32 protein-coding genes and 2 pseudogenes are annotated in these 25,511 nt (G+C 58.7%); 21 read left to right on the top strand and 13 right to left on the bottom strand.

The window, feature by feature from the left end:
• The first annotated feature begins 28 nt into the window (after positions 1-28).
• The 5 genes from GH657_RS08695 (at position 29) to GH657_RS08675 (ending at position 4,325) form a co-directional block, all read left to right on the top strand.
• A complete protein-coding gene (locus tag GH657_RS08695; protein WP_153100323.1) occupies positions 29-1,207 on the top strand; it encodes an acetyl-CoA C-acyltransferase in 1,179 nt (392 codons plus the stop codon).
• Positions 1,208-1,345: 138 nt separating this feature from the next.
• On the top strand, positions 1,346-1,654 hold the full coding sequence (locus GH657_RS08690) for a Dabb family protein (RefSeq protein ID WP_153100322.1): 309 nt from the start codon (positions 1,346-1,348) through the stop codon (positions 1,652-1,654).
• A gap of 120 nt (positions 1,655-1,774) precedes the next feature.
• Complete coding sequence (locus GH657_RS08685) at positions 1,775-2,224, top strand: PaaI family thioesterase (protein WP_153101697.1); 450 nt, start codon at positions 1,775-1,777, stop codon at positions 2,222-2,224.
• A gap of 78 nt (positions 2,225-2,302) precedes the next feature.
• Positions 2,303-3,316: an NADP-dependent oxidoreductase gene (locus GH657_RS08680; RefSeq protein WP_174769912.1), complete on the top strand. Its 1,014-nt coding sequence runs from the start codon at positions 2,303-2,305 to the stop codon at positions 3,314-3,316.
• A gap of 49 nt (positions 3,317-3,365) precedes the next feature.
• Entirely contained in the window at positions 3,366-4,325 is a 960-nt protein-coding gene (locus GH657_RS08675) for an alpha/beta hydrolase (protein WP_153100321.1), read from the top strand.
• On the opposite strand, the gene GH657_RS08670 is transcribed toward GH657_RS08675, so the two are convergent.
• A complete protein-coding gene (locus GH657_RS08670) occupies positions 4,322-4,597 on the bottom strand; it encodes a hypothetical protein (protein ID WP_220094840.1) in 276 nt (91 codons plus the stop codon). The genes GH657_RS08675 and GH657_RS08670 overlap by 4 nt on opposite strands.
• Positions 4,598-4,755: 158 nt before the next feature.
• Positions 4,756-5,040, bottom strand: a pseudogene (locus tag GH657_RS08665) (Tn3 family transposase); the annotation flags it as partial.
• 204 nt (positions 5,041-5,244) lie between these two features.
• Here GH657_RS08665 and GH657_RS08660 point away from each other — a divergent pair.
• Genes GH657_RS08660 through GH657_RS08645 form a run of 4 tightly spaced genes read left to right on the top strand, consistent with a single transcriptional unit; the run spans position 5,245 to position 6,965 of the window.
• Complete coding sequence (locus tag GH657_RS08660) at positions 5,245-5,535, top strand: nucleotidyltransferase family protein (protein ID WP_153100319.1); 291 nt, start codon at positions 5,245-5,247, stop codon at positions 5,533-5,535.
• A complete protein-coding gene (locus tag GH657_RS08655; protein ID WP_153100318.1) occupies positions 5,532-5,927 on the top strand; it encodes a HepT-like ribonuclease domain-containing protein in 396 nt (131 codons plus the stop codon). The genes GH657_RS08660 and GH657_RS08655 overlap by 4 nt, the downstream gene beginning before the upstream one ends.
• The gene (locus GH657_RS08650; RefSeq protein ID WP_153100317.1) at positions 5,920-6,414 is read left to right on the top strand and encodes a hypothetical protein; all 495 of its coding nucleotides are present in this window, start codon (positions 5,920-5,922) and stop codon (positions 6,412-6,414) included. Before GH657_RS08655 ends, GH657_RS08650 begins: the two co-directional genes overlap by 8 nt.
• On the top strand, positions 6,408-6,965 hold the full coding sequence (locus tag GH657_RS08645; protein ID WP_153100316.1) for a recombinase family protein: 558 nt from the start codon (positions 6,408-6,410) through the stop codon (positions 6,963-6,965). The genes GH657_RS08650 and GH657_RS08645 overlap by 7 nt, the downstream gene beginning before the upstream one ends.
• A gap of 115 nt (positions 6,966-7,080) precedes the next feature.
• Here the strand turns inward: GH657_RS08645 and ygfZ are convergent, their stop codons facing one another.
• The 3 genes from ygfZ to GH657_RS08630 form a co-directional block, all read right to left on the bottom strand.
• Positions 7,081-8,181 carry a CAF17-like 4Fe-4S cluster assembly/insertion protein YgfZ gene (gene ygfZ / locus GH657_RS08640; protein ID WP_153100315.1) on the bottom strand — a complete coding sequence of 367 codons (1,101 nt, stop codon included), beginning with the start codon at positions 8,179-8,181 and terminating at the stop codon, positions 7,081-7,083.
• A gap of 367 nt (positions 8,182-8,548) precedes the next feature.
• Positions 8,549-8,881: an STAS-like domain-containing protein gene (locus GH657_RS08635; protein ID WP_220094839.1), complete on the bottom strand. Its 333-nt coding sequence runs from the start codon at positions 8,879-8,881 to the stop codon at positions 8,549-8,551.
• On the bottom strand, positions 8,874-9,896 hold the full coding sequence (locus GH657_RS08630; RefSeq protein ID WP_153100313.1) for an ATP-binding protein: 1,023 nt from the start codon (positions 9,894-9,896) through the stop codon (positions 8,874-8,876). The genes GH657_RS08635 and GH657_RS08630 overlap by 8 nt, the downstream gene beginning before the upstream one ends.
• 443 nt (positions 9,897-10,339) lie before the next feature.
• Between GH657_RS08630 and mltG the strand changes: the two genes are divergently transcribed.
• From mltG to GH657_RS08585, 9 genes are all read left to right on the top strand, one after another.
• Positions 10,340-11,353 carry an endolytic transglycosylase MltG gene (gene mltG / locus GH657_RS08625; RefSeq protein WP_153100312.1) on the top strand — a complete coding sequence of 338 codons (1,014 nt, stop codon included), beginning with the start codon at positions 10,340-10,342 and terminating at the stop codon, positions 11,351-11,353.
• Positions 11,353-11,973 (top strand): dTMP kinase, encoded by a 621-nt coding sequence (gene tmk / locus GH657_RS08620; RefSeq protein ID WP_153100311.1) that lies wholly within the window; start codon positions 11,353-11,355, stop codon positions 11,971-11,973. The genes mltG and tmk overlap by 1 nt, the downstream gene beginning before the upstream one ends.
• Before the next feature lie 97 nt (positions 11,974-12,070).
• Entirely contained in the window at positions 12,071-13,126 is a 1,056-nt protein-coding gene (locus GH657_RS08615) for a DNA polymerase III subunit delta' (RefSeq protein ID WP_153100310.1), read from the top strand.
• The gene (locus tag GH657_RS08610; protein ID WP_153100309.1) at positions 13,123-13,677 is read left to right on the top strand and encodes a GNAT family N-acetyltransferase; all 555 of its coding nucleotides are present in this window, start codon (positions 13,123-13,125) and stop codon (positions 13,675-13,677) included. Before GH657_RS08615 ends, GH657_RS08610 begins: the two co-directional genes overlap by 4 nt.
• Before the next feature lie 104 nt (positions 13,678-13,781).
• Entirely contained in the window at positions 13,782-14,573 is a 792-nt protein-coding gene (locus GH657_RS08605) for a TatD family hydrolase (protein WP_153100308.1), read from the top strand.
• A gap of 35 nt (positions 14,574-14,608) precedes the next feature.
• A complete protein-coding gene (locus GH657_RS08600; RefSeq protein ID WP_153100307.1) occupies positions 14,609-15,385 on the top strand; it encodes an ankyrin repeat domain-containing protein in 777 nt (258 codons plus the stop codon).
• Positions 15,386-15,529: 144 nt separating this feature from the next.
• Positions 15,530-15,895: a Rap1a/Tai family immunity protein gene (locus GH657_RS08595; RefSeq protein WP_153100306.1), complete on the top strand. Its 366-nt coding sequence runs from the start codon at positions 15,530-15,532 to the stop codon at positions 15,893-15,895.
• Between the two features lie 381 nt (positions 15,896-16,276).
• Positions 16,277-17,440, top strand: coding sequence for an AAA family ATPase (locus GH657_RS08590; RefSeq protein WP_153100305.1), 1,164 nt, complete (start codon positions 16,277-16,279; stop codon positions 17,438-17,440).
• Between the two features lie 136 nt (positions 17,441-17,576).
• Positions 17,577-18,644 carry a glycosyltransferase family 4 protein gene (locus tag GH657_RS08585; RefSeq protein WP_153100304.1) on the top strand — a complete coding sequence of 356 codons (1,068 nt, stop codon included), beginning with the start codon at positions 17,577-17,579 and terminating at the stop codon, positions 18,642-18,644.
• 122 nt (positions 18,645-18,766) lie between these two features.
• Here GH657_RS08585 and GH657_RS08580 read toward each other — a convergent pair whose 3' ends face one another.
• On the bottom strand, positions 18,767-19,360 hold the full coding sequence (locus GH657_RS08580; protein WP_153100303.1) for a BPSL1445 family SYLF domain-containing lipoprotein: 594 nt from the start codon (positions 19,358-19,360) through the stop codon (positions 18,767-18,769).
• A gap of 474 nt (positions 19,361-19,834) precedes the next feature.
• Between GH657_RS08580 and GH657_RS08575 the strand changes: the two genes are divergently transcribed.
• Positions 19,835-20,689 carry a M15 family metallopeptidase gene (locus GH657_RS08575; RefSeq protein WP_153100302.1) on the top strand — a complete coding sequence of 285 codons (855 nt, stop codon included), beginning with the start codon at positions 19,835-19,837 and terminating at the stop codon, positions 20,687-20,689.
• Between the two features lie 41 nt (positions 20,690-20,730).
• Here the strand turns inward: GH657_RS08575 and GH657_RS08570 are convergent, their stop codons facing one another.
• From GH657_RS08570 to GH657_RS18010, 4 genes and pseudogenes are all read right to left on the bottom strand, one after another.
• Positions 20,731-21,165: a hypothetical protein gene (locus GH657_RS08570; RefSeq protein ID WP_153100301.1), complete on the bottom strand. Its 435-nt coding sequence runs from the start codon at positions 21,163-21,165 to the stop codon at positions 20,731-20,733.
• 291 nt (positions 21,166-21,456) lie between these two features.
• The gene (locus GH657_RS08565) at positions 21,457-21,768 is read right to left on the bottom strand and encodes a PsiF family protein (protein ID WP_153100300.1); all 312 of its coding nucleotides are present in this window, start codon (positions 21,766-21,768) and stop codon (positions 21,457-21,459) included.
• Between the two features lie 168 nt (positions 21,769-21,936).
• A pseudogene (locus GH657_RS08560) lies at positions 21,937-22,686 on the bottom strand (YdcF family protein); the annotation flags it as partial.
• A gap of 171 nt (positions 22,687-22,857) precedes the next feature.
• On the bottom strand, positions 22,858-23,073 hold the full coding sequence (locus GH657_RS18010; protein ID WP_174769830.1) for a hypothetical protein: 216 nt from the start codon (positions 23,071-23,073) through the stop codon (positions 22,858-22,860).
• Here GH657_RS18010 and GH657_RS08555 point away from each other — a divergent pair.
• Both GH657_RS08555 and GH657_RS08550 read left to right on the top strand, forming a co-directional pair.
• On the top strand, positions 23,066-23,365 hold the full coding sequence (locus tag GH657_RS08555; RefSeq protein ID WP_246174034.1) for a BON domain-containing protein: 300 nt from the start codon (positions 23,066-23,068) through the stop codon (positions 23,363-23,365). The genes GH657_RS18010 and GH657_RS08555 overlap by 8 nt on opposite strands.
• A gap of 122 nt (positions 23,366-23,487) precedes the next feature.
• Positions 23,488-24,264 carry a class I SAM-dependent methyltransferase gene (locus GH657_RS08550; RefSeq protein WP_153100297.1) on the top strand — a complete coding sequence of 259 codons (777 nt, stop codon included), beginning with the start codon at positions 23,488-23,490 and terminating at the stop codon, positions 24,262-24,264.
• A gap of 200 nt (positions 24,265-24,464) precedes the next feature.
• Here the strand turns inward: GH657_RS08550 and GH657_RS08545 are convergent, their stop codons facing one another.
• The 3 genes from GH657_RS08545 to GH657_RS08535 all read right to left on the bottom strand — a co-directional run bounded on the left by GH657_RS08545 (position 24,465) and on the right by GH657_RS08535 (position 25,349).
• Positions 24,465-24,659, bottom strand: coding sequence for a YqaE/Pmp3 family membrane protein (locus tag GH657_RS08545; RefSeq protein ID WP_153100296.1), 195 nt, complete (start codon positions 24,657-24,659; stop codon positions 24,465-24,467).
• 73 nt (positions 24,660-24,732) lie between these two features.
• Positions 24,733-25,095, bottom strand: a complete 363-nt coding sequence (locus GH657_RS08540; RefSeq protein ID WP_153100295.1) for a type II toxin-antitoxin system PemK/MazF family toxin — start codon at positions 25,093-25,095, stop codon at positions 24,733-24,735.
• Positions 25,095-25,349 (bottom strand): AbrB/MazE/SpoVT family DNA-binding domain-containing protein, encoded by a 255-nt coding sequence (locus tag GH657_RS08535; protein WP_153100294.1) that lies wholly within the window; start codon positions 25,347-25,349, stop codon positions 25,095-25,097. The genes GH657_RS08540 and GH657_RS08535 overlap by 1 nt, the downstream gene beginning before the upstream one ends.
• Positions 25,350-25,511 lie beyond the last annotated feature (162 nt).

The following is a 25,511-nucleotide window of genomic DNA, read 5'->3' as shown; positions in this document are numbered from 1 at the left end:
ACCGGCCTATCTGTCCGAGGAGACACGCATGATCGATGCTGTAATCGTATCCACCGCCCGCACGGGTCTTGCCAAATCGTGGCGCGGCGCATTCAACCTGACCCATGGCGCGACACTTGGCGGCCACGTGGTGCAAGCTGCCGTCGAACGCGCGCGGCTTGACCCGGCACAAGTCGATGACGTGCTGATGGGCTGCGCTAATCCGGAAGGCGCAACCGGTGGCAATATCGCGCGCCAGATTGCCTTGCGCGCTGGTTTGCCCGTGAGCGTGCCGGGCATGACGGTCAACCGTTTTTGCTCCTCGGGCTTGCAAACCATCGCGCTGGCTGCGCAACGCGTGATCGCAGGCGAGGGCGAGGTCTTCGTCGCGGGCGGCGTCGAATCAATTTCCTGTGTCCAGAACGAGATGAACCACCATATGGCGACCGAAGGCTGGCTGAACCAGCACAAGCCCGAGATTTACTGGCCGATGCTGCAAACCGCGGAAATCGTCGCACAGCGCTACGGCATCCCGCGCGAGGCGCAAGACGCCTATGGCGCGCGTTCGCAGCAGCGCGCCGCCGCCGCTCAAGCCGCGGGCCGTTTCGCGGCAGAAATCGTGCCCATCACGGTCACGGCGGGCATCGCGGATCAAGCCAGTAGACGTCTCTTCACGCGCGAAGTCACGCTCAGCGCGGATGAGGGCATTCGCGCCGGCACCACGTTCGAAGGGGTGGCGAAGATTCGTCCGGCCTTGCCCGGTGGCGTGATCGCGGCGGGCAACGCCAGCCAGTTTTCCGATGGTGCCTCGGCATGCGTTGTGATGAGCGCGCAGCGGGCCGAGCGCGAGGGGCTCGCGCCGCTGGGAATTTTTCGCGGCTTTGCGGTGGCAGGCTGCGAGCCCGACGAGATGGGAATTGGCCCGGTGTACGCCGTGCCCCGGCTGCTGCAGCGCGCGGGGCTGAAGATCGAGGATATCGGCTTGTGGGAGCTCAACGAGGCCTTTGCGGTGCAGGTGATTTACTGCCGCGACAAACTGGGCATTCCTGACGAGCGGCTCAATGTGAATGGTGGCGCGATCGCGGTGGGGCATCCCTATGGCGTGTCGGGCGCGCGGCTGACCGGCCATGCGCTGCTCGAAGGCCGGCGGCGGGGCGTGAAATATGTTGTGGTGACGATGTGCATCGGCGGCGGCCAGGGGGCGGCGGGGCTCTTCGAAGTGGCGTAAGCCCCCCGACATGGGCAGACAGAGCCCGGCATCCGCGCGCAGCATGCCGGATGAGCCAATCGGGTATCGTGTCGGCTTGGCTCGCTGGGCCAGAACGTTTTCGCATTCAACCTCACTTACTTCATTGCAGGCCATCCCATGATCCGACACATTGTGCTGTGGAAACTGAAAGAAACCGCCGAAGGCGCAAGCCGTGCCGACAACGCGCGCAAGCTCAAGGAAAAACTCGAAGGCTGCCGCGATCTCGTCCCGGGCATCCTGCGCCTCGAGGTCGGCCTGGCCCAGCCAGGGCTCGAAGCCAGCAGCGACGTCGTACTGCTCTCCGAGTTCGCTGACCAAGCCGCACTCGATGCCTATCAGGTTCATCCCCAGCATGAAGCGATCAAGGCATTTGTCCGTGCGGTGCAACAATCGCGCGAATGCCTCGATTACGCTTGCGAAGCGTGACGCATGGCAATGTCTTTTCCTGGTATCCCTCACATGCCTGGCGTTCCCGGCGCGCTCCGCTTTCCTGATCCTGAGGGCGCTGGCGCTTCGGCTCCCGCCCGTGTGTCCGCCGTGCGCCCGATGCCCGTCGAAAGCCCGTTCGTCGATCTTCTCGGGGTGCAACTGCTGAGCGCCGTCGATGGCGTGAGCGAAGCGCGCTTGCCCCTTGCGCCCGAACATCTGAACACCTGGAGCGTGGCCCACGGTGGTATCACGATGACCCTCGCCGATGTGGCGCTAGCCATGGCGGCACGCAGCCTCGCCGATGAGGGCATCGGCGTGGTCACGGTCGAAATGAAGCTCAGCTTTATGCAGCCAGGGCGCGGCGAGTTGCACGCCCACGCTCGCGTGCTGCACCGCTCGAAAACCATGGCGTATTGCGAAGGCGAAATCCGCGACAGCGAAGGCCATTTCGTCGCCAAGGCGCTCGGCACGTTCAAATACATGCGGCGGCTGGCGATTGGCCGTGAAGTGACGCAGCAGCGCTTGCGCAGCCCGGACGGCGTCATGCCCGGCCCCAGCGACGGCTGAAGGCCGTGCCTCATTCGCGCCGTTCATCTATTCGCCACACCCGCAGCACACTCGCAGCACACTCATAAGGTCAATGCCATGTCCAAGCCGCTTTCGCCGCTCATGAACCGTCAGGTTTTGCTCGTTTCGCGCCCACAAGGGGCCGTCGCGCCCGACAATTTCAAGCAGGTCGAAACCCCGTTGCCGCCGCTAGGTGAGGGACAGTTTCGCGTGCGCAATCATTTTCTGTCGCTCGATCCCTATATGCGTGGCCGGATGAACGACGGCAAATCGTATGCCGCGCCACAGCCGCTCAATGAAGTCATGATCGGCGGCACGGTAGGGGAGGTGGTGGAATCGCGCCATCCGCGTTTTACCCCTGGCACCCAGGTGATCGGCCATTTTGGCTGGCAAGAGTGGGGCACCTCCGATGGCACGGGCGTGCAAGCGGTACCGAACCCGCAAGTTCCGCTGTCGGCATGGCTGGGTGCCGCAGGCATGCCGGGCGTGACGGCGTGGTATGGACTCAACCGCATCATTGCGCCGCAAAGCGGCCAGACGGTGGTGGTGAGCGCGGCCAGTGGCGCGGTGGGCAGTGTGGTCGGGCAACTGGCGAAGCGTGCCGGTTGCCGTGCCGTGGGTATCGCCGGAGGCGCGGAAAAATGCCGTTATGTGGTCGAAACCCTGGGTTTCGATGCCTGTGTCGATTACAAGGCAGGCCATCTGCAGCAGGATCTGAAAGCGGCGACGCCGGAGGGTATTGACGGCCATTTTGAAAACGTCGGAGGCGAGGTACTGGATGCGGTGCTCAGCCAGATGAATGCCTTTGGCCGGATCGCGCTGTGCGGCATGATCGCGGGTTATGACGGCCAACCGGTGCCATTGCGGCAACCGGCACTGATCCTCACGCAACGGCTGAAACTGGAAGGGTTTATCGTCACCGAGCATCTCGACCTCTGGCCGCAAGCCCAGACGCTGCTCGCCGAGCTCATCGTGCAAAAACAGCTGCATTACCGTGAGAGTGTGGTTCAAGGGCTCGAAAACGCGCCCGAGGCGCTGATCGGTTTGCTCAAAGGGCAGAACTTCGGCAAGCAGCTGGTCCGGCTGATTTGACCTTGACTCCGGCCTTAACCCCGGCCTTAACCCTAGTCCTGGCGCACCGATGCCGTTGAATCCCAAAGTCGAACAGATGCTCGAGATGATCGCGCGAGCCCAACGTCCGCCTTATTCCACGCTGACGCCACAACAGGCGCGCCTCGCTTACGAGAAAAGCGCGCCCATCCTGGAGATTGCCTCCGCGCCCATGTTTTCGGTCGACGATCTGGCACTGCCGATGCGCGATGGCGAGCTGATTCGCGCGCGGCTCTATCAGCCGTTCGAACCCAGCTGGACGGCCCCTGCGCCCGCGCTGGTGTACTACCACGGCGGTGGCTTTACGATAGGCAGCGTCGACACCCACGATGCGTTGTGCCGCATGTTCGCGCGTGAGGCGCACTGCGCGGTGCTCTCGGTCGATTACCGCCTGGCGCCGGAGCATCGTTTTCCGACGGCGGTGGAGGATGCCTTTGATGCGCTCCGCTGGCTGCACGACACAGCGGCATCGTATGGCATCGACAGCGCGCGGATCGCGCTGGGCGGCGATAGCGCAGGCGGCACGCTCGCCACGGTGTGCGCGGTGCTGGCGCGCGAGGCGGGCATGGCCCCGGTGTTGCAACTGTTGCTGTATCCCGGCACGACAGGCCACCAGCAAAGCGCTTCGCAAGCGCAGTTTGCCGAGGGCTTTCTGTTGAGCCGCGACACGATTCAGTGGTTCTTCGAGCACTATGTGCGCGATGCGGAAGACCGCGATGACTGGCGTTTTGCACCGCTCGATGGGATGCGAGGCGCGCCGGATTTTTCCGGCGTGGCACCGGCGTGGATCGCCATCGCCGAATACGATCCGCTACGCGATGAAGGCGCGGCTTATGCGCGCAAGCTGCGCGCAGCGGGTAATGCGGTCACGCTGGAATGCTACGCCGGGATGGTGCATGAGTTTTTCAAGCTGGGCGGATTTATTCCCGAGGTCGCGGCAGCGCATGCCGCTGCGGCGGCGGCATTACGCGCGGCGTTTGGCATCGTTTAATTCCCGTCGTTTGCCTTGTAGGGGATTTTTTTGGTATTGATTTGTGTGTACTGGTTGATATAACTTTGAAAAATTTTTTTTGGCAAAAGCTGGGCCTGGTTTATGAGCGGGGTGATGAGCGCATCGCAACTTGCCCTTATCCCTTGCGGCGTCTCCACGCTACATGACTGATTATTAAATGTTCCGTAATTCGAGGTTTTTTCATTTTTATTAATCAGGGGCGTGTTTTGATCGGCATTGCTGTGTTTCGTATTTTTATTAAAAATTTTCATAATAAATTTCCTCATGCCAATATTGGGCACGATTTAACCACTCCTTGAGTTTATGGGTGGGCTAATTAACGTTTCCGTCGCCCGATGTTTCGCACAGAGCCGGCCTTCTTTACAACACCCTGAGTAACCGTAGCGACGAATACGTTCATTGTCTCCATCAGGGGGCGTAACAGGGCGCCATCGACGGCATGGCCGTTGCCACGCAGCGCGTTCGCCACCCACTCCAGATAGACCGTGTTCTATAGCACGATGGCCGCTGTCACCAGGTTGAGGCCGCTGGCCCGATAACGCTGCTGCTCGAAACTGCGGCCGCGGATTTCACCCAGACGGTTGAAGAACATGGCGCGGGCCAGCGCGTTGCGGGCTTCGCCCTTGTTCAGTCCTGCATGCACGCGGCGGCGCAACTCGACGCTTTGCGGCCAGTCCAGGATGAACAGCGTGCGCCAGCAGGCTTTCACGTTCGGCTGCGGACAGGATCGAACGGCGGGGCATGTGGTTTCCTTTTTCTTGAAAACATAGGTTTGTGATAATCCCGCCAAGGCAATTGCCGGAACACGGAAAATCAAAGCATTGCGATTCTCGAAAATAGCTCTTGAAACTCTATTCTTGATTGCCTATCATCTCAACGAGTTTCGATAAGGATGCCCATGCGACCGTCCGTTGTGCTTGATATGAAGCGAAGTGCAGTGCGTGAAGCGGTTAGTCGCTTCCGCACTGCCAATCCACGCGTCTTCGGCTCGGTGCTGCATGGTACCGACCGCGATGGCAGCGACCTCGATTTGCTGGTCGATGCGCTGCCCGGTGCGACGCTGTTCGACTTGGGTGGTCTGCAAGAAGAACTGGAATTGCTACTCGGCATCCACGTTGATCTGCTCACCCCGGCCGATCTGCCGCCCAAATTCCGTGCCAAGGTGCTCGCGGAAGCACAGTCGGTATGAGCGAAAACTACCGACTGCCCGATTACCTAGACCACATGCAGCAGGCCGCTACCGATGCGCGCAGCTTCGTGGAAGGTATGATCAAAGAGCGTTTCCTTGAGGATAAGCGTACCCAGCAAGCTGTCATCATGAGCCTCATCATCATCGGTGAGGCGGCCACGAAAGTGATGGATGGCTATGCCAGATTCGCCCAGGCTCACGCGCAAGTGCCTTGGCGCAATATGCGCGGCATGCGCAACCGCATCGCCCACGGGTACTTCGATATCAACCTCGATGTCGTGTGGGACACCGCGGAGACGGCGCTACCAGAATTGCTCAAGCAACTCCCCGCCGTGCGTCAGGATGCTGACGGCGAAGACCGCAACGACTATGAGGGAGCATCTGATGCTTGACCAAATTGTCCGCTTGGCGCCACTTATAGGTCCGATGATTGCTGCACTTTTTGTGGTTATTGGCTGGTATGTGGTGCACCGCTCCAATATGGCCAGAGACCGTGCCAATAAACGGCATGACATGATTGTTCAATATTTACTGGAAGCATATCGTCGACTCGAAACAGCCGCGAATCGTGAGGACAAGACCGAAGAACAGGCTATGGCTTTTGAATCGGCTGTTGCTGACATCCAATTACTTGGCGACCTTGGTCAAATAAACGAAACGGTTAAATATCTTGAAGCGCACGCATCTGGCAGAGGTGCCACAATCGATAACGTACTCTCTCTGCTGCGTGATGACCTCCGCAAAGAACTTGGGCTTTCAAGAGTGAATCGTCCACTCAAAATATTTCGGTTTGTACGTGAGTGGGGCTGTGGCGATTGGCGAGGAAATCCGGTTTACCGTACTAGTCCTGTGCAAACTCAGAAGGCTAGCCAATGTTGATCGGTTATGCGCGTGTCTCAACACAGGATCAGAACCTTGAGCTGCAACGCGAAGTCTTGGTCAAGGCCGGGTGCCAAAAGATCTTCGAGGACACGGTGAGCGGCACACGGGCGGATCGTCCCGGCTTGGCCAAGACACTCGAAATGCTGCGCGAGGGCGACACACTGGTTGTCTGGAAGCTCGACCGATTGGGCCGCTCGGTCAAGCAACTGGTTGATCTGGTCGGCGACCTGCACAAGCAAGGCGTCCAGTTCAGGAGTCTTACCGACTCTATCGACACCGGCACGCCGCCCGGTCGGTTCTTCTTCCACGTTATGGCGAGCCTGGCCGAGATGGAACGCGAGTTGACCATCGAGCGTACCCGCGCCGGGCTGGAAGTCGCCAGGCAGCTCGGTCGCAAGGGTGGCCGGAAGCCGAAAATGACCGGCAGCAAGATCGAGTCGGCCAAGAAGCTGTTGGCCAGCGGTGTGCCGCCCAAGGACGTGGCCAAGAATCTCGGCGTTTCCATCCCTACGCTGTACCGCTGGGTACCCGCCTCTGCGCACGCTTAGCGTGCTTTATTTTCCGTTTTCTGAGACGACCCCTAAAAAAACAAGACACAGGAAAGTTTCAGGCCCGATGGCGAGCAGAGCGCCGCCAGCAGGCACCTCGAACCATCCAGATGCATCAAACTTCGGTCGGAATGGAGTAGGGCAAGGGCAGCACGGTGAGCGCCGGGCCATCCACCGCACCGAGGTGAACCGTGCCACTGTCCAGCGCGGCCAGCTTGAGCTCCGCGAGCAAATCGCTGCCCCCTTGCGGCGCGGCGGCCACGCTGACCACTTTGCCGCACGGCTGGCCCGGATCGTCAGGATGAAAAAGCTCCACGCCGCTTGCCGCGGCTTCGTCCTGCTCCACGTGCGCCAGCGCCATGCGCCGTTTGATCGTGCCGCGATACTGGCTGCGCGCCACCACCTCTTGCCCCGGATAACAGCCCTTGCGGAAATCGACGGCACCGATCACATCGAAGTTGACCATCTGCGGCACGAACTGCTCAACGACAGGCTGGGTAATGCGCGGCTCGCCCGCCTGAATCTCAAGCCAGTCCCAGAGCGCCGCTGAGACCTCGGGCAAGGCCACCGCGAGCGTGCCGAGGCGGGCCAGATGGGCCTCCACCTCAGCCGTGGGCGCAGCCCACAGATAGCGTGGCCGACCTGCCGCATCGGCCAGCCGGATCAGGGTGCCAGCCGGGCCATCGACCTTCTCGTACGGCAACTGCGGCAGCGTCTCGAACAGGCCCGCGAGCGCCTCTTGTACCGCTCCCGCGAAACCGATCAGCGTGATGGCCTCGTTGGCGTCCGTCAGACGGGCCTTGGCGCGCAACACAAACATGGCCAGCCGACGGCTGGTGGCGGCCTGCACGTCCTGCGGCAACATCAGATAAACCGCTTCAGCGTTACGCCAGACGAGAAATGACGCGAGCAGCCGGCCTTTGGCCGAGCAATAACCCGAGGGGCGCGCGTGCGCGGTATCGAGGTGAGCAATATCGCTGGTGAGCTGGCTATGCAGGAACGTCGCGGCATCGGCCCCAGCGACTTCGATCACGCCGAACGGCGTGAGCCGCATCCAGGCGCCGCCCGTGAGCACGGCGGCGAATGCCGCGGCGTCCGGACGTGGAGGGGCGGAGGGCAGCGCGGTGGCCGTAGCAGGAAGGGCGGCCGTGCCAGCGTGGGGGCTGGCATTGATGCCATCGGGCGACAGCGGGACAAGGGTTGGAGCAGAGGTCATGGTGGCGTGGGAGCAGTCAGAACTGACTTGAGCGGAGGGCAGGCCAGCATTATAGGGGCTGTCTTTCGCCTTGCGAGGGATGGCCCCATAACGTGAGCGGAATGGCGCTCAAACACCATTTTTTGATCAGCCCGCGGTTTTCATCTGATTGAGCAGATTGGGCGGTAGGCACCGAGGGCGCCGTGTTTTCACGGTTGTGCTGGTTGATTCTATTGGGTCGAGGGTGGCCAGCGACATACTGCGAGGCCGCAGCATGGGCTGTGCTCTGGCATGCCAATATTGAAATGAACGGTTTATAAAAGTCGGCAAGAATTTTTAGTGCTTGCGCGATGGCGCGATGGAGTGCCTGTGGCGCACCATCGCAAAATCAATGCTGTTGGTGCGCGTCTTCAAACTGCTCGATACGATCATTAAGCACAAACTTAATGATGGCGCGCATGTCCTCTGAGCAGCCCTTGAACACCAGTCTGGTAACCATTTCCGGCCCTCGGGCGATGACCAGCACGCCTAGCAGTTCATCGACGAATGATTGCGTTGCAGAAATTCCAGAAAATTCGATGACAACCCGATCTGGACTCGTGTCGAGCAAGTGCTCGATCTTGTCGCGGAACTCAAAAGCACGCGATCGCGTGCCATAAAATCCCTTCGGAGGAGTGACAGTTGTATTCGTGCCAGCTCGTACCATAAAAACCTCACTCAACAAAATTGAAATCGCGCGACTCTCGCAGCGGAGCGATGCTTTGAATAATACGTGCGATTTCGAGTTCTTGTAGTAGCGATCGATTCATCGTGAGAGAAATTCCAACCCCCTGCCAGGGGAAAAGCAAATCCTCCGAATGCGCCCCGGCCAGCGTTTCCCGGTACCAGGCGTTACCGCTAAAGATGTCGATTCTTCCGCTTGCAGCCATGGTTAGGGTCTTTGAGGCCGTAAGGCCGATGCCTTGGTTGCCTGAATCGAGCCCGCGAGTTAGATCGCGGTTGCAACTTATTCTGGGCTGCAATGCTGTCAGAATTGCATGACGATGGGTCTCGTGGTGCAATCCAGGATGTCCACGCAAGCTTTCCAGGAACCCACATCCGTTATCGACTATCGCCAGCCGGACATTTCCGCCCTTGTAATATTGAGCAGCCACCCAGATTTCAGAATACGGATAGCCGCGCATTTTTCCATGAGACGCGGCATTGTTGATCAATTCCGAGAGAACGTATTGCAATGCAGTATGCAGTCGGTCCGCAGGGCTGGCACGCATGCCGTCAGGATCGGCTTCACAAGAAACTGACGAGGCTCCAGCCATTGTTCGCGCCAATTTCCCGGCAATCTTGTCAATGTTGCTGTTGGTGACTAGTTTCGTTAGCGCGACAAATCCATGATCGATCTCGGCCCAGCGACTTTTCTGTGGCGCATTTTCACAATAGACATTGTCCAGTCCCGCAAAAAAATCCATCCTGTTCAAGTAGGCGGCGAGATTGCCAGACAGACATTTGAGATTCACCTGTGAACTGACACGAGAAATCGTGTCCAGGTGATATTGCAGAAGACACAGCCCCAGCGGGTCAACGAATTCGAATTGCGCACAATTAATATCCAGTGCTGAGCTGGAATCTGCATGTAGCGAAACGATGAACTCCATTACAGCAGGCAACTGACGGACCGTGACATATTTTGGCAGATGTATGGTTCTCATTATTGGCAGGGGATTTTTATCAACTGACAATAATGAATCTCCTGTCTTTGCCTGTATATGAGACCTGGATCGGATTAATCTGAAATTACACTGTGGAACTTTTTCAGCTCAGCTTTTCGCCTGGAAGCCGGTTAATCAGGTCTGTTTTCGCACGAGGTGAACCCGGTAAGCTTATTAGTGACGCAGGGGATTGCGAGCCATGTAAGCGGCAGACGTCGCTACATGTTTGCCCAGGTGGGATGGGTTGTGAATGTGAAGCATAAAAATGAAGCACCTGTAACCGCGTATGCAAGAGGGTTTCTATATCTGCCTCGATGAATGCCCACGCCTATACAATACGCAGCTGACAAAACCCCAAAGAGCTCCGCAAAGAGCCGCAGTGGCCCCCCTGGCAAAGGTCCCGCCCGGCTCGGCACGAGACTTTTACGTTATCAATCAACCGCTTGCGGTTTAAACTCAAAATCGTCCCCGTTGTGTCTTTTCTGAAAAAATGTCTTGTCGCCGGCAGCACCGCCGTGATTCTGGCCGCAGCCTGCGCGGCGGGGGGGTATTACTGGGCCACCACGCCGGTTCAACTGGCGTCCGCACAACTCGACGTCACCCTGAAGCCCCATAGCAGCCTGCGCAGTGTCACCTTGCAGCTCAACCGCGGCGGCGTCCCTGTCCAGTCCGATTTATTCGTCCTGATGGCGCGCCTGCTTGGATTGCAAGGGCAACTCAAGCCTGGCAACTATGCGTTCAAAAGCGGCGTTACGCCGTATGACGTGCTGCAAAAAATCGCTCGCGGTGACGTCAACGAATACGTCGCCACGATCATCGAAGGCTGGACGTTACAACGCATGCGCGCCGAGCTCGACGCCAACCCCGCGCTGCGCCACGACACGCAAGGCGTGAGCGATGCCGAACTGCTGCGGCTGCTAGGCGCGCCCGAAGCCGCCAGCGGCAATGGCGAAGGACTGTTTTTCCCCGATACCTACCTGTTCGACAAAAACACCAGCGATCTGGCTGTCTACCGCCGTGCCTATCGGCTCATGCAACTGCGTCTGAACGAAGCGTGGGCGGCCCGCGCACCAGGTTTGCCTTATACGACGCCGTATGCCGCGCTCATCATGGCTTCGATGATCGAAAAAGAAACCGGTAAAGCGTCCGACCGGCCGCTCGTCGCCGCCGTGTTCGCCAACCGGCTGCGCGTGGGCATGCCGTTGCAGACTGACCCGACGGTGATCTACGGCATGGGGCCGGACTATACCGGCCGGTTGCGAAAACGCGACCTGCAAACCGATACGCCGTACAACACCTACACGCGCCGCGGGCTGCCGCCGACGCCGATCTCGCTGCCGGGAGCGGCGGCGCTAGCGGCGGCGCTCAATCCGGCATCCAGCTCCGCACTGTATTTTGTCTCGCGGGGCGATGGCAGCAGCGAGTTTTCCGCCACGCTAGACGAGCACAACAAGGCAGTTAATCAATACATCCGGGGAGCGCAATAATGGCGCGCGGCAAATTCATCACGTTTGAAGGCATTGACGGCGCGGGCAAAACCACGCATCTCGAATGGTTTCGCCAGCAGTTGCACACGCGTGCAGCCCGCGCAGGCGGCACCGTGATCATGACCCGCGAACCCGGTGGTACGGCACTCGGCGAAACCTTGCGCGAAATCCTGCTGCATCAGCCGATGGCGCTCGAAACCGAAGCCTTGCTGATGTTCGCCGCGCGCCGCGAGCATCTGGCACAGGTGATCGAGCCCGCGCTGGCACAGGGCGACTGGGTCTTGTCCGATCGTTTTACAGATGCGACGTTCGCTTATCAGGGCGGGGGACGCGGGTTGCCGCGCGACAAGCTCGAAACGCTCGAGCGCTGGGTTCAGGGCGAGTTTCAGCCGGATTTGACCGTACTGTTCGACCTGGCACCCGATACCGCCAGCGCACGCCGCAGCGCCGCCCGTGAGCCAGACCGCTTCGAGCGCGAATCAGAGCGTTTTTTTGCGCGTACCCGGGCCGAATATCTGCGCCGCGCGCAAGAAGCGCCGCAACGTTTCGCGCTGATTGATTCGTCGCAGGACATCGCGCTGATCCGGCAGCAACTCGAAGCGCTGCTCGCCAGGCTGTGAGCGCCCGTCAAAGCCCGCTTCAAAACCTGTTTTAAAGCCTGCTTCAAAGCCCGCTTAAAATCCTTGCCCTCAAGCTCCTTCAAGTGAAACAGCGACCATGATCTATCCGTGGCAAACCGATGACTGGGACCGCCTGCAACAGCTTCGCGGACATTGGCCACATGCGCTTTTGCTGCATGGGCAAGCGGGCATTGGCAAGCTGCGTTTCGCGCAGCATCTGGCGCAGGGCCTGCTATGCGAAACCCCCAAACCCAACGGCGAGCCGTGTGGCGCTTGCGCGGCGTGCCACTGGTTCACCCAGGGCAATCATCCGGATTACCGCATCGTGTTGCCCGAAGCCCTCGCCGCCGAAGCGGGGTTTGCCAGTGCGGCCAGCACCGATGAAAAAGCCGACAAGGCCAGTGCCACCGATGACGCCAAAAAAACCCGTGCCCCCAGCCGCGAAATCAAGATCGAACAGGTCCGTGCGTTGCTCGATTTTTGTACTGTCGGCGCACACCGGGGTGGGGCACGGGTCGTGGTGCTGTATCCGGCTGAAGCGCTGAATGTCGCGGCGGCTAACGCCTTGCTCAAGACGCTTGAGGAACCGTCGGCGGGCATCGTGTTTTTGCTGGTGTCGGCACGCCTCGACCGCTTGTTGCCTACGGTTATCAGCCGTTGCCGTCAGTGGCCGATGAGCGCGCCAGGCACGGCCGCCGCGACGGCCTGGCTCACGGCCGAAGGCGTTAGCGATGCCGCGGCGTTATTGGCGCAAGCCGGGGGGGCGCCCCTGGCGGCACAGGCCTTGGCCAGCGATGAACATCGCGGCTTGCGTGACTGGACGCTGCAACAGCTGGCGGCAGGCCCCGCGTGCGATGCCTTCGCCTGCGCCGAAGCGCTGCAAAAGCTCCCGGTGCCGCTAGTGCTGGGCTGGCTGCAGCGCTGGCTGTATGACTTGCTCGCGCAGCGTAGCGCGGGCGCACCGCCCCGTTACTTTCCTGGCGCAGCGGCAGCGCTAGCCCGCTGTGCCGCGCAAGCCGAGACTCATGCGTTCGCCCGCCTGATGAAAAGCGTGACGCGCCAGCGTGCCGTCGAAAATCATCCGCTCAATCCACGTCTGGTTTTTGAAGAACTCTTCCTGGATTACCGCAACGTTTTCATCTGCACCCCATGAGCCTTTCGTACCGCAACGCCACCCTCGACGATTTACCCGCGATCGTCTCGATCTATAACTCGACCGTGCCGTCGCGCCTCGTCACCGCTGATCTCGAACCCGTCAGTTGCGCCAGCCGTCTCGGGTGGTTCCAGGCGCACGGCCCGGAAACCCGGCCGTTATGGGTCGTCGAAGACGAGCACGGGCTGGCCGCCTGGCTGAGTTTTTCGGATTTTTATGGCCGCCCCGCTTATCGCCATACCGCCGAGCTCAGCATTTACCTCGATGCCCGGATACGGGGCCAAGGGCTGGGCAGACAATTGCTGGCCGCCGCGTTAGCCGCTGCGCCCGGCTTGCAGCTTCACACGCTGCTGGGTTTTATTTTTGGCCATAACGTGCCGAGCCTGCGGCTCTTTGAGCAGTTTGGCTTCACGACATGGGGCACGCTGCCGCGCGTCGCACGGCTCGACGGCATCGAGCGCGACCTGCTCATTCTCGGACGGCGGCTCGATGCAGCGGCTGATGTGGCACGGCCCAACCTCGCGTCATCCACTGGGGCCGGCGATGTCTGATTTCGTTTTAGCGGCAGCTGCTGCTACAACCTCTACCTTCGCCCCAGGCGCGCTCCCTTCCGCGCTCCCTTCTTTTCCACGCCGCATGGCAACAGGACACGCTCATGTTTGTTGATTCCCATTGCCACATTAATTTCGCCGGGCTGGCTGAGCGTCTGCCGCAGGTGCTCGACGCTATGCGTGCACATTCGGTCACGCATGCGCTGTGCGTCAGCGTCGATCTGGAAACCTTGCCATCGGTGCTCGAAATCGCACGCAGTCACGACAATATCTATGCCTCGGTAGGCGTGCATCCCGATCATGAAGACGCGCAAGAGCCCAGCCTCGCGCAACTCATCGAGCTGGCCGCGCATCCGAAAGTCGTCGCCATCGGTGAAACCGGCCTCGACTATTACCGTCTGGAAGGCCGCACGCTGGCCGATATGGAATGGCAACGCGAACGCTTTCGCACGCATATTCGCGCGGCGCATGCCACCCGCAAGCCATTGATCGTCCATACCCGCGCCGCGGCGCAAGATACCTTGCGCATCATGGCCGAAGAGCACGCCAGCGTGCCGGGTGGCGTGATGCACTGTTTTACCGAACCCTGGCCGGTCGCCGAGCAGGCGCTAGCGCAAAACTTTTATATTTCGCTCTCGGGCATCGTGACGTTCAAAAGCGCGACCGAGGTTCAGGACGTGGCACGCCGGGTGCCGCTGGAGCGCTTGCTGATCGAAACTGATTCGCCGTATCTCGCGCCCGTGCCGTATCGTGGCAAACCGAATGAACCTGCATTCGTGAGCTATGTCGGACGTTTTATCGCGCAGCAGCGCGAGATACCTGAGATTGAACTGGCTGCGGCGACCACGGATAATTTTTTCCGGTTGTTTAAAATTCCACATCCAGTTACCGGCTGACTGGTAAAAATTAAATATTATCAAAAGGATAAATCATGTTTTTAAAGAAAAATATCAACCTTGGCCTGGCACGTCTGGCGAGCCATTCACGTGCGGGCAACGGTGCTTCTACATTGCGCCGGCGCGCTGCGCGGCTGGCGCTGGCGGGTGGCCTCGGATGGGCTGCCCTGATCGCGCTGCCGCTTCAAACCGCGCAGGCCGCGCCACTCGATACGCTGGTGAAAGCCGTCAAGTTCGACGATGTCAAAGAAATCGACCAGCAACTCGCGCAAGGGCTGGACCCCAATCAAAGCGACAGTGACGGCATGCCTTTGCTGGTGCTCGCAGCCCGGGAGAAATCGAACAAGGTCGCGGCCGCGCTGCTGGCCAATCCTAAAACCCATCCTGGCGCGGTTGACCGCGCAGACCAGAACGCCCTGATGCTCGCCGCGCTGAACGGCGATGAAGCGCTGGTGCAACTGTTGCTGTCGAAGGGCGCGGACGTCAATAAAACGGGCTGGACGCCGCTGCATTACGCCGCCGCCAACGGCCACGACGCGATCGTGAAGCTGTTACTGGCGCGCTCAGCCCAGGTCGACGCGCTGTCGCCGAATGGCACAACACCGCTCATGATGGCGGCACGCGGCGGCCACATGTCCACCGCGACACTTCTGCTTGATAGCGGCGCCAATCTCAACGCGAAAAACCAGATTGGTCTCACCGCACTCGATTTCGCCAAACAGTACAAAGAGCCGGATACGATCAAAGGCCTGACTGAGCGTCTTTCCGCTGGGCATGCCGCGACCATGCAAACGCCAGCGCAGGCACAATGACGGCTTGGGCGCGGCGCAGAGCCACGCCCTCAATGTTGGTTGACTGGGTTGACTGGCTGATGGGTTGATTTCAGCGAGGAGGATGACCTCTCCTTGCTGAAATCGCGCTCACGCCATCACGTTTGTTTACTGGGAAGAAATACCATGCTGCGGGTTTTAATTTGCGTCAGCGCGCTCGCCGTACCGTTTTCGGCTGCTGCTTTCACCGGCATCCAGCTGAACCAGCTTTGTACCAAAACCGATGTTGCTTCGCGCAGCGCCTGCGCGGCTTATATCGAAGGTGCGGCTGACGGCATCTTCAATACAATCGACGCAATTGGCGGCACCACGGGGCCTCATGTCAGCCAGTATTTTTGCTTGCCGCCCAATGTGCGCTCGCAGCAGTTGACCGATGTGGTGCGCAAATATATTTCCGACAACCCCCAAGTCTCAAGCTATAACGCCAGTACCGCGATTTCGCTGGGTTTGGGCAAGGCATTTCCCTGCGCGTCAGGGCAACAGCCAGACTGAATCTTGAGGGCTCGCACGGCCCAAGCGCGATACCCTTGCAGAACGTGCCTGCAACCTTGGGCTGGGTATCCCTCAGGTGCCTTCAGGTGCCCTCAAGTATTTCTCGGGCTCCCATGCACTAAAGAGACCATGGCTTCCTTAAGTCCTGGTGTCCTGGCGACTCGTCCAATCCTCCAGTACATTCCACGTCACACAGAGGCATGACGCTGCGCAAAAACAATCCGGGCATCGGATGCGTTTCATGTTCGATGCCCGATGCCCGATGCCCGCGCGCTCGACGTGCCGGGTAAAGAACAGGAGTCAGCCTGACATGACACGAATCACGCTTTTAACGCGCCACGGTGAGGGTGCCGGTCACGGTGCATTCGCTAGCGAGGCACGATGCTGACGACGTTAGCGATGGCGGGCTATCGCTCGTTGCGCGAGCTGATCGTGCCGCTAGGGCAACTTAACGTGGTGACCGGTGCCAACGGCAGCGGTAAATCGAGCGTCTACCGCGCGCTGAGGCTGCTTGCCATGACTGCCCGTGGCGGTGTGATTCCATCGCTGGCGCGTGAAGGCGGCTTGCAATCAACGTTCTGGGCCGGGCCGGAACGCTTCTCACGAGCGATGCTGGCAGGCGAGGCCCCCGTGCAAGGCACACGCCGTCATGAATCTGTCAGCTTGCGGCTGGGGTTTTCCAGTGAGCAGTTTGGCTATGCGATGGATCTGGGTTTGGCTGTCCCCGGCGCAACCCAGTTCGGGCTCGATCCGCTCATCAAACTCGAATGCATCTGGAGCGGGCCGCTCTGGCGGCCCTCGGCGTTACTGGTCGAGCGTCGTGGCGCCACGCTGCGCAACCGCGACGAGAAAGGCCAGTGGCAAACGTTGCCCCATCCGCTAGCGAGTTTCGACAGCATGATGACGGAGTTCGCTGACCCGCTCAGCGCACCCGAAATGATTGCGCTGCGCGAACAGATTCGCTCGTGGCGCTTTTACGATCACTTCCGCACCGATGCGGATGCGCCCGTGCGTCAACCGCAAATTGGCACGCATACCCCGGTGCTCAGCGACGATGGCGCGGATCTGGCCGCGGCGTTGCAAACCATCCGTGAGATCGGTGACGCCGAGGCGCTCGATATCGCCATCGACGATGCCTTTCCCGGCTCGCATATCACACTCACCCAACACGCGGGCCGCTTTGGAATCGAAATGCGTCAGCATGGGTTGTTGCGTCCATTGAGCGCCGCGGAGCTTTCAGACGGTACGCTGCGCTACCTGCTGCTGGTCGCAGCGCTGCTCACGCCACGGCCGCCGGAGCTGCTGGTGCTCAACGAACCTGAAACCAGCCTGCATCCCGATTTGCTGCCCGCGTTAGGGCGCCTGATCGTGCAAGCGGCCACGCATTCCCAGGTGATCGTGGTGTCGCATGCCTCACGGCTGATCGCCGCGCTTGAACGCGAACCCGCGAGCCGCTCGATCGTGCTGGAAAAGGAGCTTGGCGCCACGCGCATCCGCGAGGCCGATCACCTCGTTTTGCCGGCCTGGAAATGGCCTGCGCGTTAGCCCCGCATGAACCGCACATGGAACACAAGATTCAGCACCACGGTTTTGCCATACGCATCAGCCTCGCATCAGCCTCGCGTCAGTTCAGCGCGCGGCCTCGCGCCCGATCATTTTTCCGTTTCAAGGAGCATCCCTGATGAAAATTGCCCAGATTGCCCCGCTGACCGAATCCGTACCGCCCAAGCTGTATGGCGGCACGGAACGGGTCGTGTCCTATCTGACCGAAGCACTCGTCGATCTCGGCCACGACGTCACGCTTTTTGCCAGCGGCGACTCGGTGACGCGCGCCAGACTCGAAGCAGTCTGGCCACGCGCGTTGCGGCTAGACCCCAGCATTCGTGACCGGATCGCGCCGCATATGTTGCTGATGGAGCAGGTACGCCGCCAGGCAGAGGCATTCGATGTGCTGCACTTTCACATGGATTACTACTCATTTTCGGTGTTCAAACGCCAGGACACGCCCTATGTGACCACGATGCATGGACGGCTCGATTTGCCTGAACAACAGCCCGTGTTCGATACGTTTAACGATGCGCCTGTCGTATCCATTTCGAATGCGCAGCGTCATCCCATGCCCCAGGCGAGATGGCTCGCCACGGTCTATCACGGGCTGCCGGAGCAGCTTTATACGCCGCAGCCCGTCGAGCAAAAATACCTCGCCTTTCTCGGCCGGATCTCGCCCGAAAAACGCGTCGACATTGCGATCCGGATTGCCGGGCAGTGCGGCTTGCCACTTCGCATCGCGGCCAAAGTAGATAACGCCGATCGAGAATACTTTGAACGTGACATCAAGCCCTTGCTGGATTTGCCGCATGTCGAATTCATCGGCGAAATTGCCGATCAGCAAAAAGCGGAATTTTTGTCAGGGGCCCATGCGTTGCTCTTTCCCATCGACTGGCCCGAGCCGTTTGGGCTGGTCATGATCGAGGCGATGGCCTGTGGTACGCCGGTGATCGCGTTTAACCGCGGCTCGGTGCCCGAGGTGCTGGATGATGGCGTGTCAGGCTTTATCGTCGAAGACGAGATCGGCGCCGTGGCTGCGATCAACCGCTTGCACAAGCTGCCACGGGCTGCGGTGCGCTCACGCTTCGAAGCGCGCTTTACCGCGAAACGCATGGCCGAGCAGTATGTGGAGGTGTATCAGTCGCTGATTCGCGCGCAAAAGCGTGCACGTTTCAAGGTGATTGACTCGTCACCAACCTGAAATCTGAAAGCAACGAAAGAGCGGCTAAAAAAGAAAGAGAAGGGGGCGTGGCTGAAACACGCCCCCGGCCAGACCCCACATTCAGCTGCCTTGAGCGGCGCGATGCGGGGTTCTGGGAACCGCTAGATTTTCAGACGTGACACCTTGGTGCTTGCTAGCGACAGGTCGCCCATCAAACCGCTATTGGTGAGCACGATCGCCTCAACCGGCCTGCTGGAACTGCCCGTGGCGGTGTCAATCGCACCATTCGCGCCCGTCTTGACCAGTGCCACCGAAGCATCACCGCCCACTGACCAGCCGTCCGAATTACGGAACGAATCCAGTGCGGCTTGCGTCATGAACAAATAAATAATCGCCTTCGACTGCATGCCAAGTTGCGCGCCCACCGATCCGGATGTTGTGCTGTAGTAGCCAACCGTGCTGCCACCGACACGCAATGAGCCTTCACCATACTGGCCACCGATAACAATACCGGCTTGCACTACCGACGGAAAAACCAGTACGCCCCGCGCTTTTGCGACCAGCTCACGCGAGCCTTTAATGGTGGAATACAAACGCGTCAGCGTGCCATCGACGCTGGCATCGATGGCTTGGCGTTTGGAGGGATTAGCCGCCGCCGTATCCGAGTTATGCGGCGTCACGGTGCAACCCGTGACAGCAACAAGACCACCTGCGGCGAGTGCGGTAGTTGTCAGAATGAATTTTCGTCTTTGCATTGTTTTCTCCATGAGGGTTCCTGAATACAAGCTTTTAGGGTCCGACGCGTTACGGGGGGAGTTATATCACAGGCGAGCCCAAAATCATCCTCTCCAACACAACGAGAAAGCCTTATGCAATAAGCATTTGCGAGATAGTGATGCGTCTTGGCAGTAAATTTGACCGATGAAGGGTGCGTGAACCGCGGGCTGGGAGACACAGCGCTTTACGTTGTCGCTCAAGCATGAACGCGGTATCGGGTGAAGCCATGCGCAGCCGGAGTGCGCGCGGAATCCAGCCAACGGCTCGCGGAAGCACCATGCCGATCAGTCATTTTTGCCGGTGCACCTTGCGCGCAGGAATTTTGGCGTTGGAACAACGCAACGGCCGGACCGGTTGAGGGAATACTCTGGCGACGTATGATGTCGGACGCTGACAGAACGACAGAACAAATCTCAAATCCAGTTCCCCTGCCATTCCGAGGCTATCTGACTATGCGCTTGCGCAGTAAACGACTCATTTATCTGCTGCTCTTATGCACGCCAGGCTGTACCGCGGCCTTCGATACCAATCCAGTCATTCCGGCTAGCGCCGAAATCAGCGCACTCACTCCCGGCGAGTGCGCGGACCTCAGTGCAAACCATATGATGAGTGACGATGCACCGGTGAAATGCGAGCGGCTACGGCGTGTCACATTTCCCTTTGTCGATTTTGCCGGACAGCGCGAGGCGGGGGAGGTTGTCGTACTCGACGCGCTAGCGCCACGTGTCCAGATGATCTTCACGACCTTGTATGAGCGGAAATTCCCGCTTAACAAGGCGTGGCCCCTGCAGCGCTATCAGGGCGATGACGATGCCTCGATGGCCGACAACAATACCTCAGCTTTTAACGGCCGTCCCATTACGGGGGGCTCGGCCTGGTCGATGCATGCGTATGGCGCGGCAATCGACATTAACCCCCGGCAGAACCCCTATATCTCGTTTGCAGCGCAAGGTGCCGCCACCGTGCTGCCCGCAAGCGCCGCGATGGAAGCCGTGAACCGGCTCAACGATCGCCCGGGCAAAAGCATCCGGAGAGGCATGGCTGAAGAGGTCATCGATATTTTTGCCAACAATGGGTTTTTGCAGTGGGGCGGTTACTGGAATTTCCCGATTGATTACCAGCATTTTGAAATCGGCTCACGCGCCTTCACGGAAGAACTGGCTCGCTCATCGCCTGAAGACGCGCAACGTCTTTTTGAGCAGTCTGTCAGCGCTTATGTGGACTGCATGGCTGAGTCAGCCCAGGCGTCTTCTTCTAAAACGCATGAAGCCGTTCGGGCTGCGTGCGTCGCCTGGGTCATGCGTTAGATCGTATGCCGTTTCGTTTTAATCAATGAGAAAGCACGGGCTCAATGCCCGCTCACCGGAGGATGGCGCAACACGCGCCGCATGCCGCCAATCAGCGCACCCAGAGCAAACAGCAGCGCCGCGGGCACGAGCCAGTAGCCGGCAAACGCATGCCAGATATAGCTCGCCAGCGTGCTGCGCCGATGTGCGTATTCATTGCGGGCTTCTTGCTGGCGCGCCGCATTGGCTGCCAGCACACTGGCAGGGCAACCGGCGGCCAGGGCTTCGCTGGGCTTGCCACGACATTGCATCATGGCGGCAGGCGTGCGTTGCGCATCCGTCAGATGCCAGGTGGTGAGTGCGCGCTCAAGATCCGCTGCGTTATAGGTCATTTCTTCGTGGATCTCGTTGAACGCGACGATCAGCACAGGCACCGCCCAAAAAATGATGACCACGAACCAGCGGTGCAGCCAGCGATTTTTATGTCTTGAGACCATCCTCGCCTCCGTGCATGCCCTGCGTATCAACGGCAAACGGCACGACTTAACGGCCCGACTTGCGGCCTGGAAAAGCAGACAGGCAAGTAAGGAAAGGCCGGTCGCCCAGCTGCCATCATAGAAGAAAAGCAGAACCTGGCGGAGCGATGCAAGCCCTGGGGAATGCCCGATAACACCACAAAAAGACCCTAAAAATGCATGCGGCATCGGTGACGATGCCGCATGCATCAAGACGCAAGCAGGGCGTTTAAGCCCTATCGTTTCCGGACGTCTTGAACGAGCCCTTCAGGTTCAGCCGTTGTTGCTCAGACAGCTTTTCATAAAGGCTTTGCGACTGTCGCCTGTTTTACCGCTCGCTTGCGTATTGCAGGCTTTCATTTTTTCTTGCTGAGTCATGTGGGCAGCAGCAGGTACAGGTGCGGCCGACAGACATGCCTTCATAAAGGCTTTGCGTTCATCACCCGTTTTACCGCTCGCTTGATGATTACAGGTAGTCATTTTCGATTGCTGACTATTCTGGCCACTCTGGCTATTTTCGGCAAAAGCAGGAGCAAGCAATATGCCACCAAGGATGAGGGCGGCCACTACAGACTGGATTTTCATCAGATACTCCGTGGGTGGAAAACGTTATGCCGCATGATATGAGCCATTCGCATGCAGCGTGGGCCGCAGGCCAGGCCAGGTTGTTTGCGCCAGGCCGTGTGCCGAAAACGGCTGGATTGGCTGAGCGGTTGACAGGGTTTTCGCAGGAGCGGCAACGCCGGTTTGCTTTGGCAGCGTCTTTGCCACATTCAAGCCCAGCGCGTTGTAAATGTGATATCGGGCGATACCCACAAACTCATGCAAAGCATAATCGGCCACCGCGAAGTTGTACGCCAGAGGCCATAGCGTGAACACCCCGCTCAGATAATCAGCGCGTACGGGTGTGACCGTGATGCCAAAGTGCGCAAAGTACAACACGCTGCGGCGCAAATGAATGCCCGACGACACGAGCAGCACGCGTTCGGGATCGTATTGCTGCAGCACAGTCCGGGTGAACTGCGCGTTTTGCCAGGTGTTCATGCTATCTGGCTCAAGCAGCACATCGGCAGCATTCACATCAAGGCGAAGCAACACGTTGCGATAGATGTTTGCTTCGGCGAAACCGGTATGCTGGGCATCGCCTCCGCTCACAACAATCTTGCAGCTTGCCTGGGTCTTGCGGCAGGCGTTGTATAGGGCTGCGGCTTCGGTGATACGCGGATACGAAAACATGCCCGGTTCGACCGCATGGATTGATTCGATCTTCTGAACACCCGCACCGAGCAGGACAATCGCATTGCGCTTGCCCCACGAGATCTCCGGTTTTGCGTCGTAAGGCATTTGCAGGCGGTTCAGCAGCCATACAGGAACCGGCCCACAGCCAAGCGCCAAAAACAGGATGAGCGTTGCGGTAAAAAGCAGGGCACCCAGACGGCGGTGTTGACGCATGGCGCACCAGACACCTGGCGCAATCATGACAACCAGTATCAGTAGTGTCATAGACAGTACCGCCAGTTGGATGTGCCAGGCGCGATAGAACGCCGGGGTTCGGCCAATAATTCTCTCATTTGATTTTTTCCTTAAAAGTGTGGCGCACGGTGTAAGTAACGTCCCACCGCATTTAGTCTGTCTGGAAACGTAAAAAACTTACAACGAGAAGGTGAAAACTACTCACGGGCGGCTGGCGGCTTCGTTGAATACCGTTTCCAGCCCGTAATGAGATGCTTGGTACGGTTTGTGCTTATTCGTTGCCGAACCCGGCAGTGTCGCCGGTATAAAGGAGCTCACAATGAAGAACCACCCTTCGGCAGATTCGATGATATCGATCAAACGTTTGAGCATGGCTTTCGTGGCGACTACGCTGAGCGTGACCTGCGCGATGATCACGATGGAAGCTCTTGCACAAAGCACCTCGAGCGTATCAAGCGCTGTGTCGAATGATGCCGCCGCAGTTGGCAAGAAGGTACAAGACACGACGGTCACGGCCAAGGTCAAAGCTGCGTTGCTAGGAACTAAAGATTTATCGTCGGGTGATATTCATGTGACAACGCATCACGGCACCGTCAATCTCGCGGGCAGCGTGCCTACCGCCGAGCAAAAAACGATGGCTGTCGGCGTTGCCAGCAAGGTTGAGGGTGCGGTGAAAGTTCATGATGCACTGGAAGTACGCGCACATTAATGGGCTAACGTTGTATTGGTAGAACAGGATTGAGAGGTATCGATGATGCGGTGAATTCATTGCGGGTTCACCGCATTTTTCTTTATATTCCGGCTTTCCCATCCTGATTAGCAATAAAGAAAATGACGCAGAATATTTACGACGATCCCGCATTTTTTTCGGGTTATAGCAAGCTTAAGCGCTCGATAGAGGGTCTGGCTGGCGCTGCCGAATGGCCCGCGTTACGGGCAATGCTACCGGCACTGCAGGGTCTTAAGATCGTGGATCTTGGCTGCGGCTACGGCTGGTTTTGCCGCTGGGCACAAGAGCAGAGTGCGATGAGCATTCTCGGTCTCGATGTTTCGGAGAAGATGTTAAAACGCGCACGTGAATTTTCTGTTAAATCCGATAATTCAAATAAGTTAGCTAATTCAAATAGCAGCGCAATGACTGCAATTACTTATACGCGCGCTGATCTCGAAGAATTTGAACTGTCACCGGGCCATTTCGATCTGGCTTATAGCTCATTGGCATTTCATTACATCAAGGATTTGCCCCGGCTTTTCAGCACGCTTCACCAGGCACTGGTACCGGGTGCGAGCCTGGTGTTTTCAATCGAACACCCGGTTTACATGGCGCCGATCCATCCCGAATGGCTCATTGATGCACAAGGCTGCAAAAGCTGGCCAGTGAACAGCTATCAGCGCGAAGGCCCAAGAGTGACAAACTGGCTGGCCGATGGCGTCATCAAGCATCATCGAACGATAGGAACGCTGCTCAATCATTTGATTGATGCAGGCTTTACGCTGACGCGGATTCACGAATGGGGCCCGACAGAGGCTCAGTTGACAGCGCGGCCTGAACTTGCCGAAGAATGCGAACGGCCAATGATGTTGCTGGTATCGGCGCGGCGTGCCTAGCGTCTGGTGCTTGGCAAGGCGATCAGGCTTCGTGTTGCTGACCGTCAGTTAACGTTGATAATTTATATTATGTTAAATATTGGAGTGGCTGCTATATCTCCGCAATACAGTTCGCTTGCGATCGATGCCTGCTTCCTGAAGAGGAACGTAGCCTCGGCTGCTGGATCGTTGTTGTCCCGAGATCTTCTTTTCCCGTCAGGTCAGCCTCGATTTTCGAGCGCGCGCTCGATCTTCTTGTCGGTCTTGTACTGGCTCAACGCATACACCGACCAGATCGCGGCCGGAATCCAGCCGATCACCGTAAGTTGCAGCGACAAGCAGATGACCCCGGCAATCGGTCGTCCGATCGTAAAAAATTGCAGCCAGGGAAGAATCAAGGCAAGCAGCAAACGCATGTCAATCCTCGTGCAGAAATTCGCCGACTTCCGGTCGGCACGGGGAGCGGCCACGCCTGGCAAACTCAGACGCTTACTCGCAGATCGAAATGATCTGGTTCAATTGCTCACAAGCGGCCGAGAACACTTCTTGTGGCGCTTGTTTCCACGGATGAGGCTTGGCCCCACGAGCCCGCCAGTCGAATGACTTTGGCTGATGGCCCAGTACATAGCTGGTGACGTTCTTCGGCCCCTTGAATTTGATTGCGAACGGATTGGTATCGTTGTACTCCGCCGTCGTCATCGGCAGACCAATGACGATGTTCGTTGTCTCGTTAAATGCCCTGGGCGACAGAACGAGCATCGGATGCATGTTCTTCATTTCTCGACCGACCTGTGGATTGCAATCGATCCAGATTATGTCGCCGCGATCCGGTACCCAAGCGACCTTCGACATCAAAGAACCTCCGCCCCAACAGGGGATGCTGCCATAGCTTCTCCCCCATGCTTCGCCAGGTCGAACCTGGCGAGCTTCTCGGCAAGCGTGAGCTTCCGGGGTCCAACAGGCCTTACGGTGACGCCAGCCTCATCGGTTGTCACCTCCACCTCAAGACCGACCTCGAAGTGCGCCGAACGCGCGACTGCAGCGGGAATCCGGACAGCCAGGCTGTTCCCCCATTGCTGAATAGTCAGTGTTGCCGTCTTTGCCATGATGATTGACCTCCATTACGTATCAACGAGTATAGACGTAACTTTATCGCGTTTCAACATGTATCTACTTTCTGGAAACTCCCCTGCGCCAAAAGATGACTGGCGAACGTGCTGTCCGAAGTTGAGGTGTACCGCGATCGAGCACTCAGTCTACGGACAGAT

It is taken from the genome of Paraburkholderia hayleyella (assembly GCF_009455685.1).
Taxonomy (GTDB): Bacteria; Pseudomonadota; Gammaproteobacteria; order Burkholderiales; family Burkholderiaceae; genus Paraburkholderia; species Paraburkholderia hayleyella.
The sequence above is the reverse complement of the archived record's forward strand: the minus strand, read 5'-3'. Positions and strand labels throughout refer to the sequence as shown.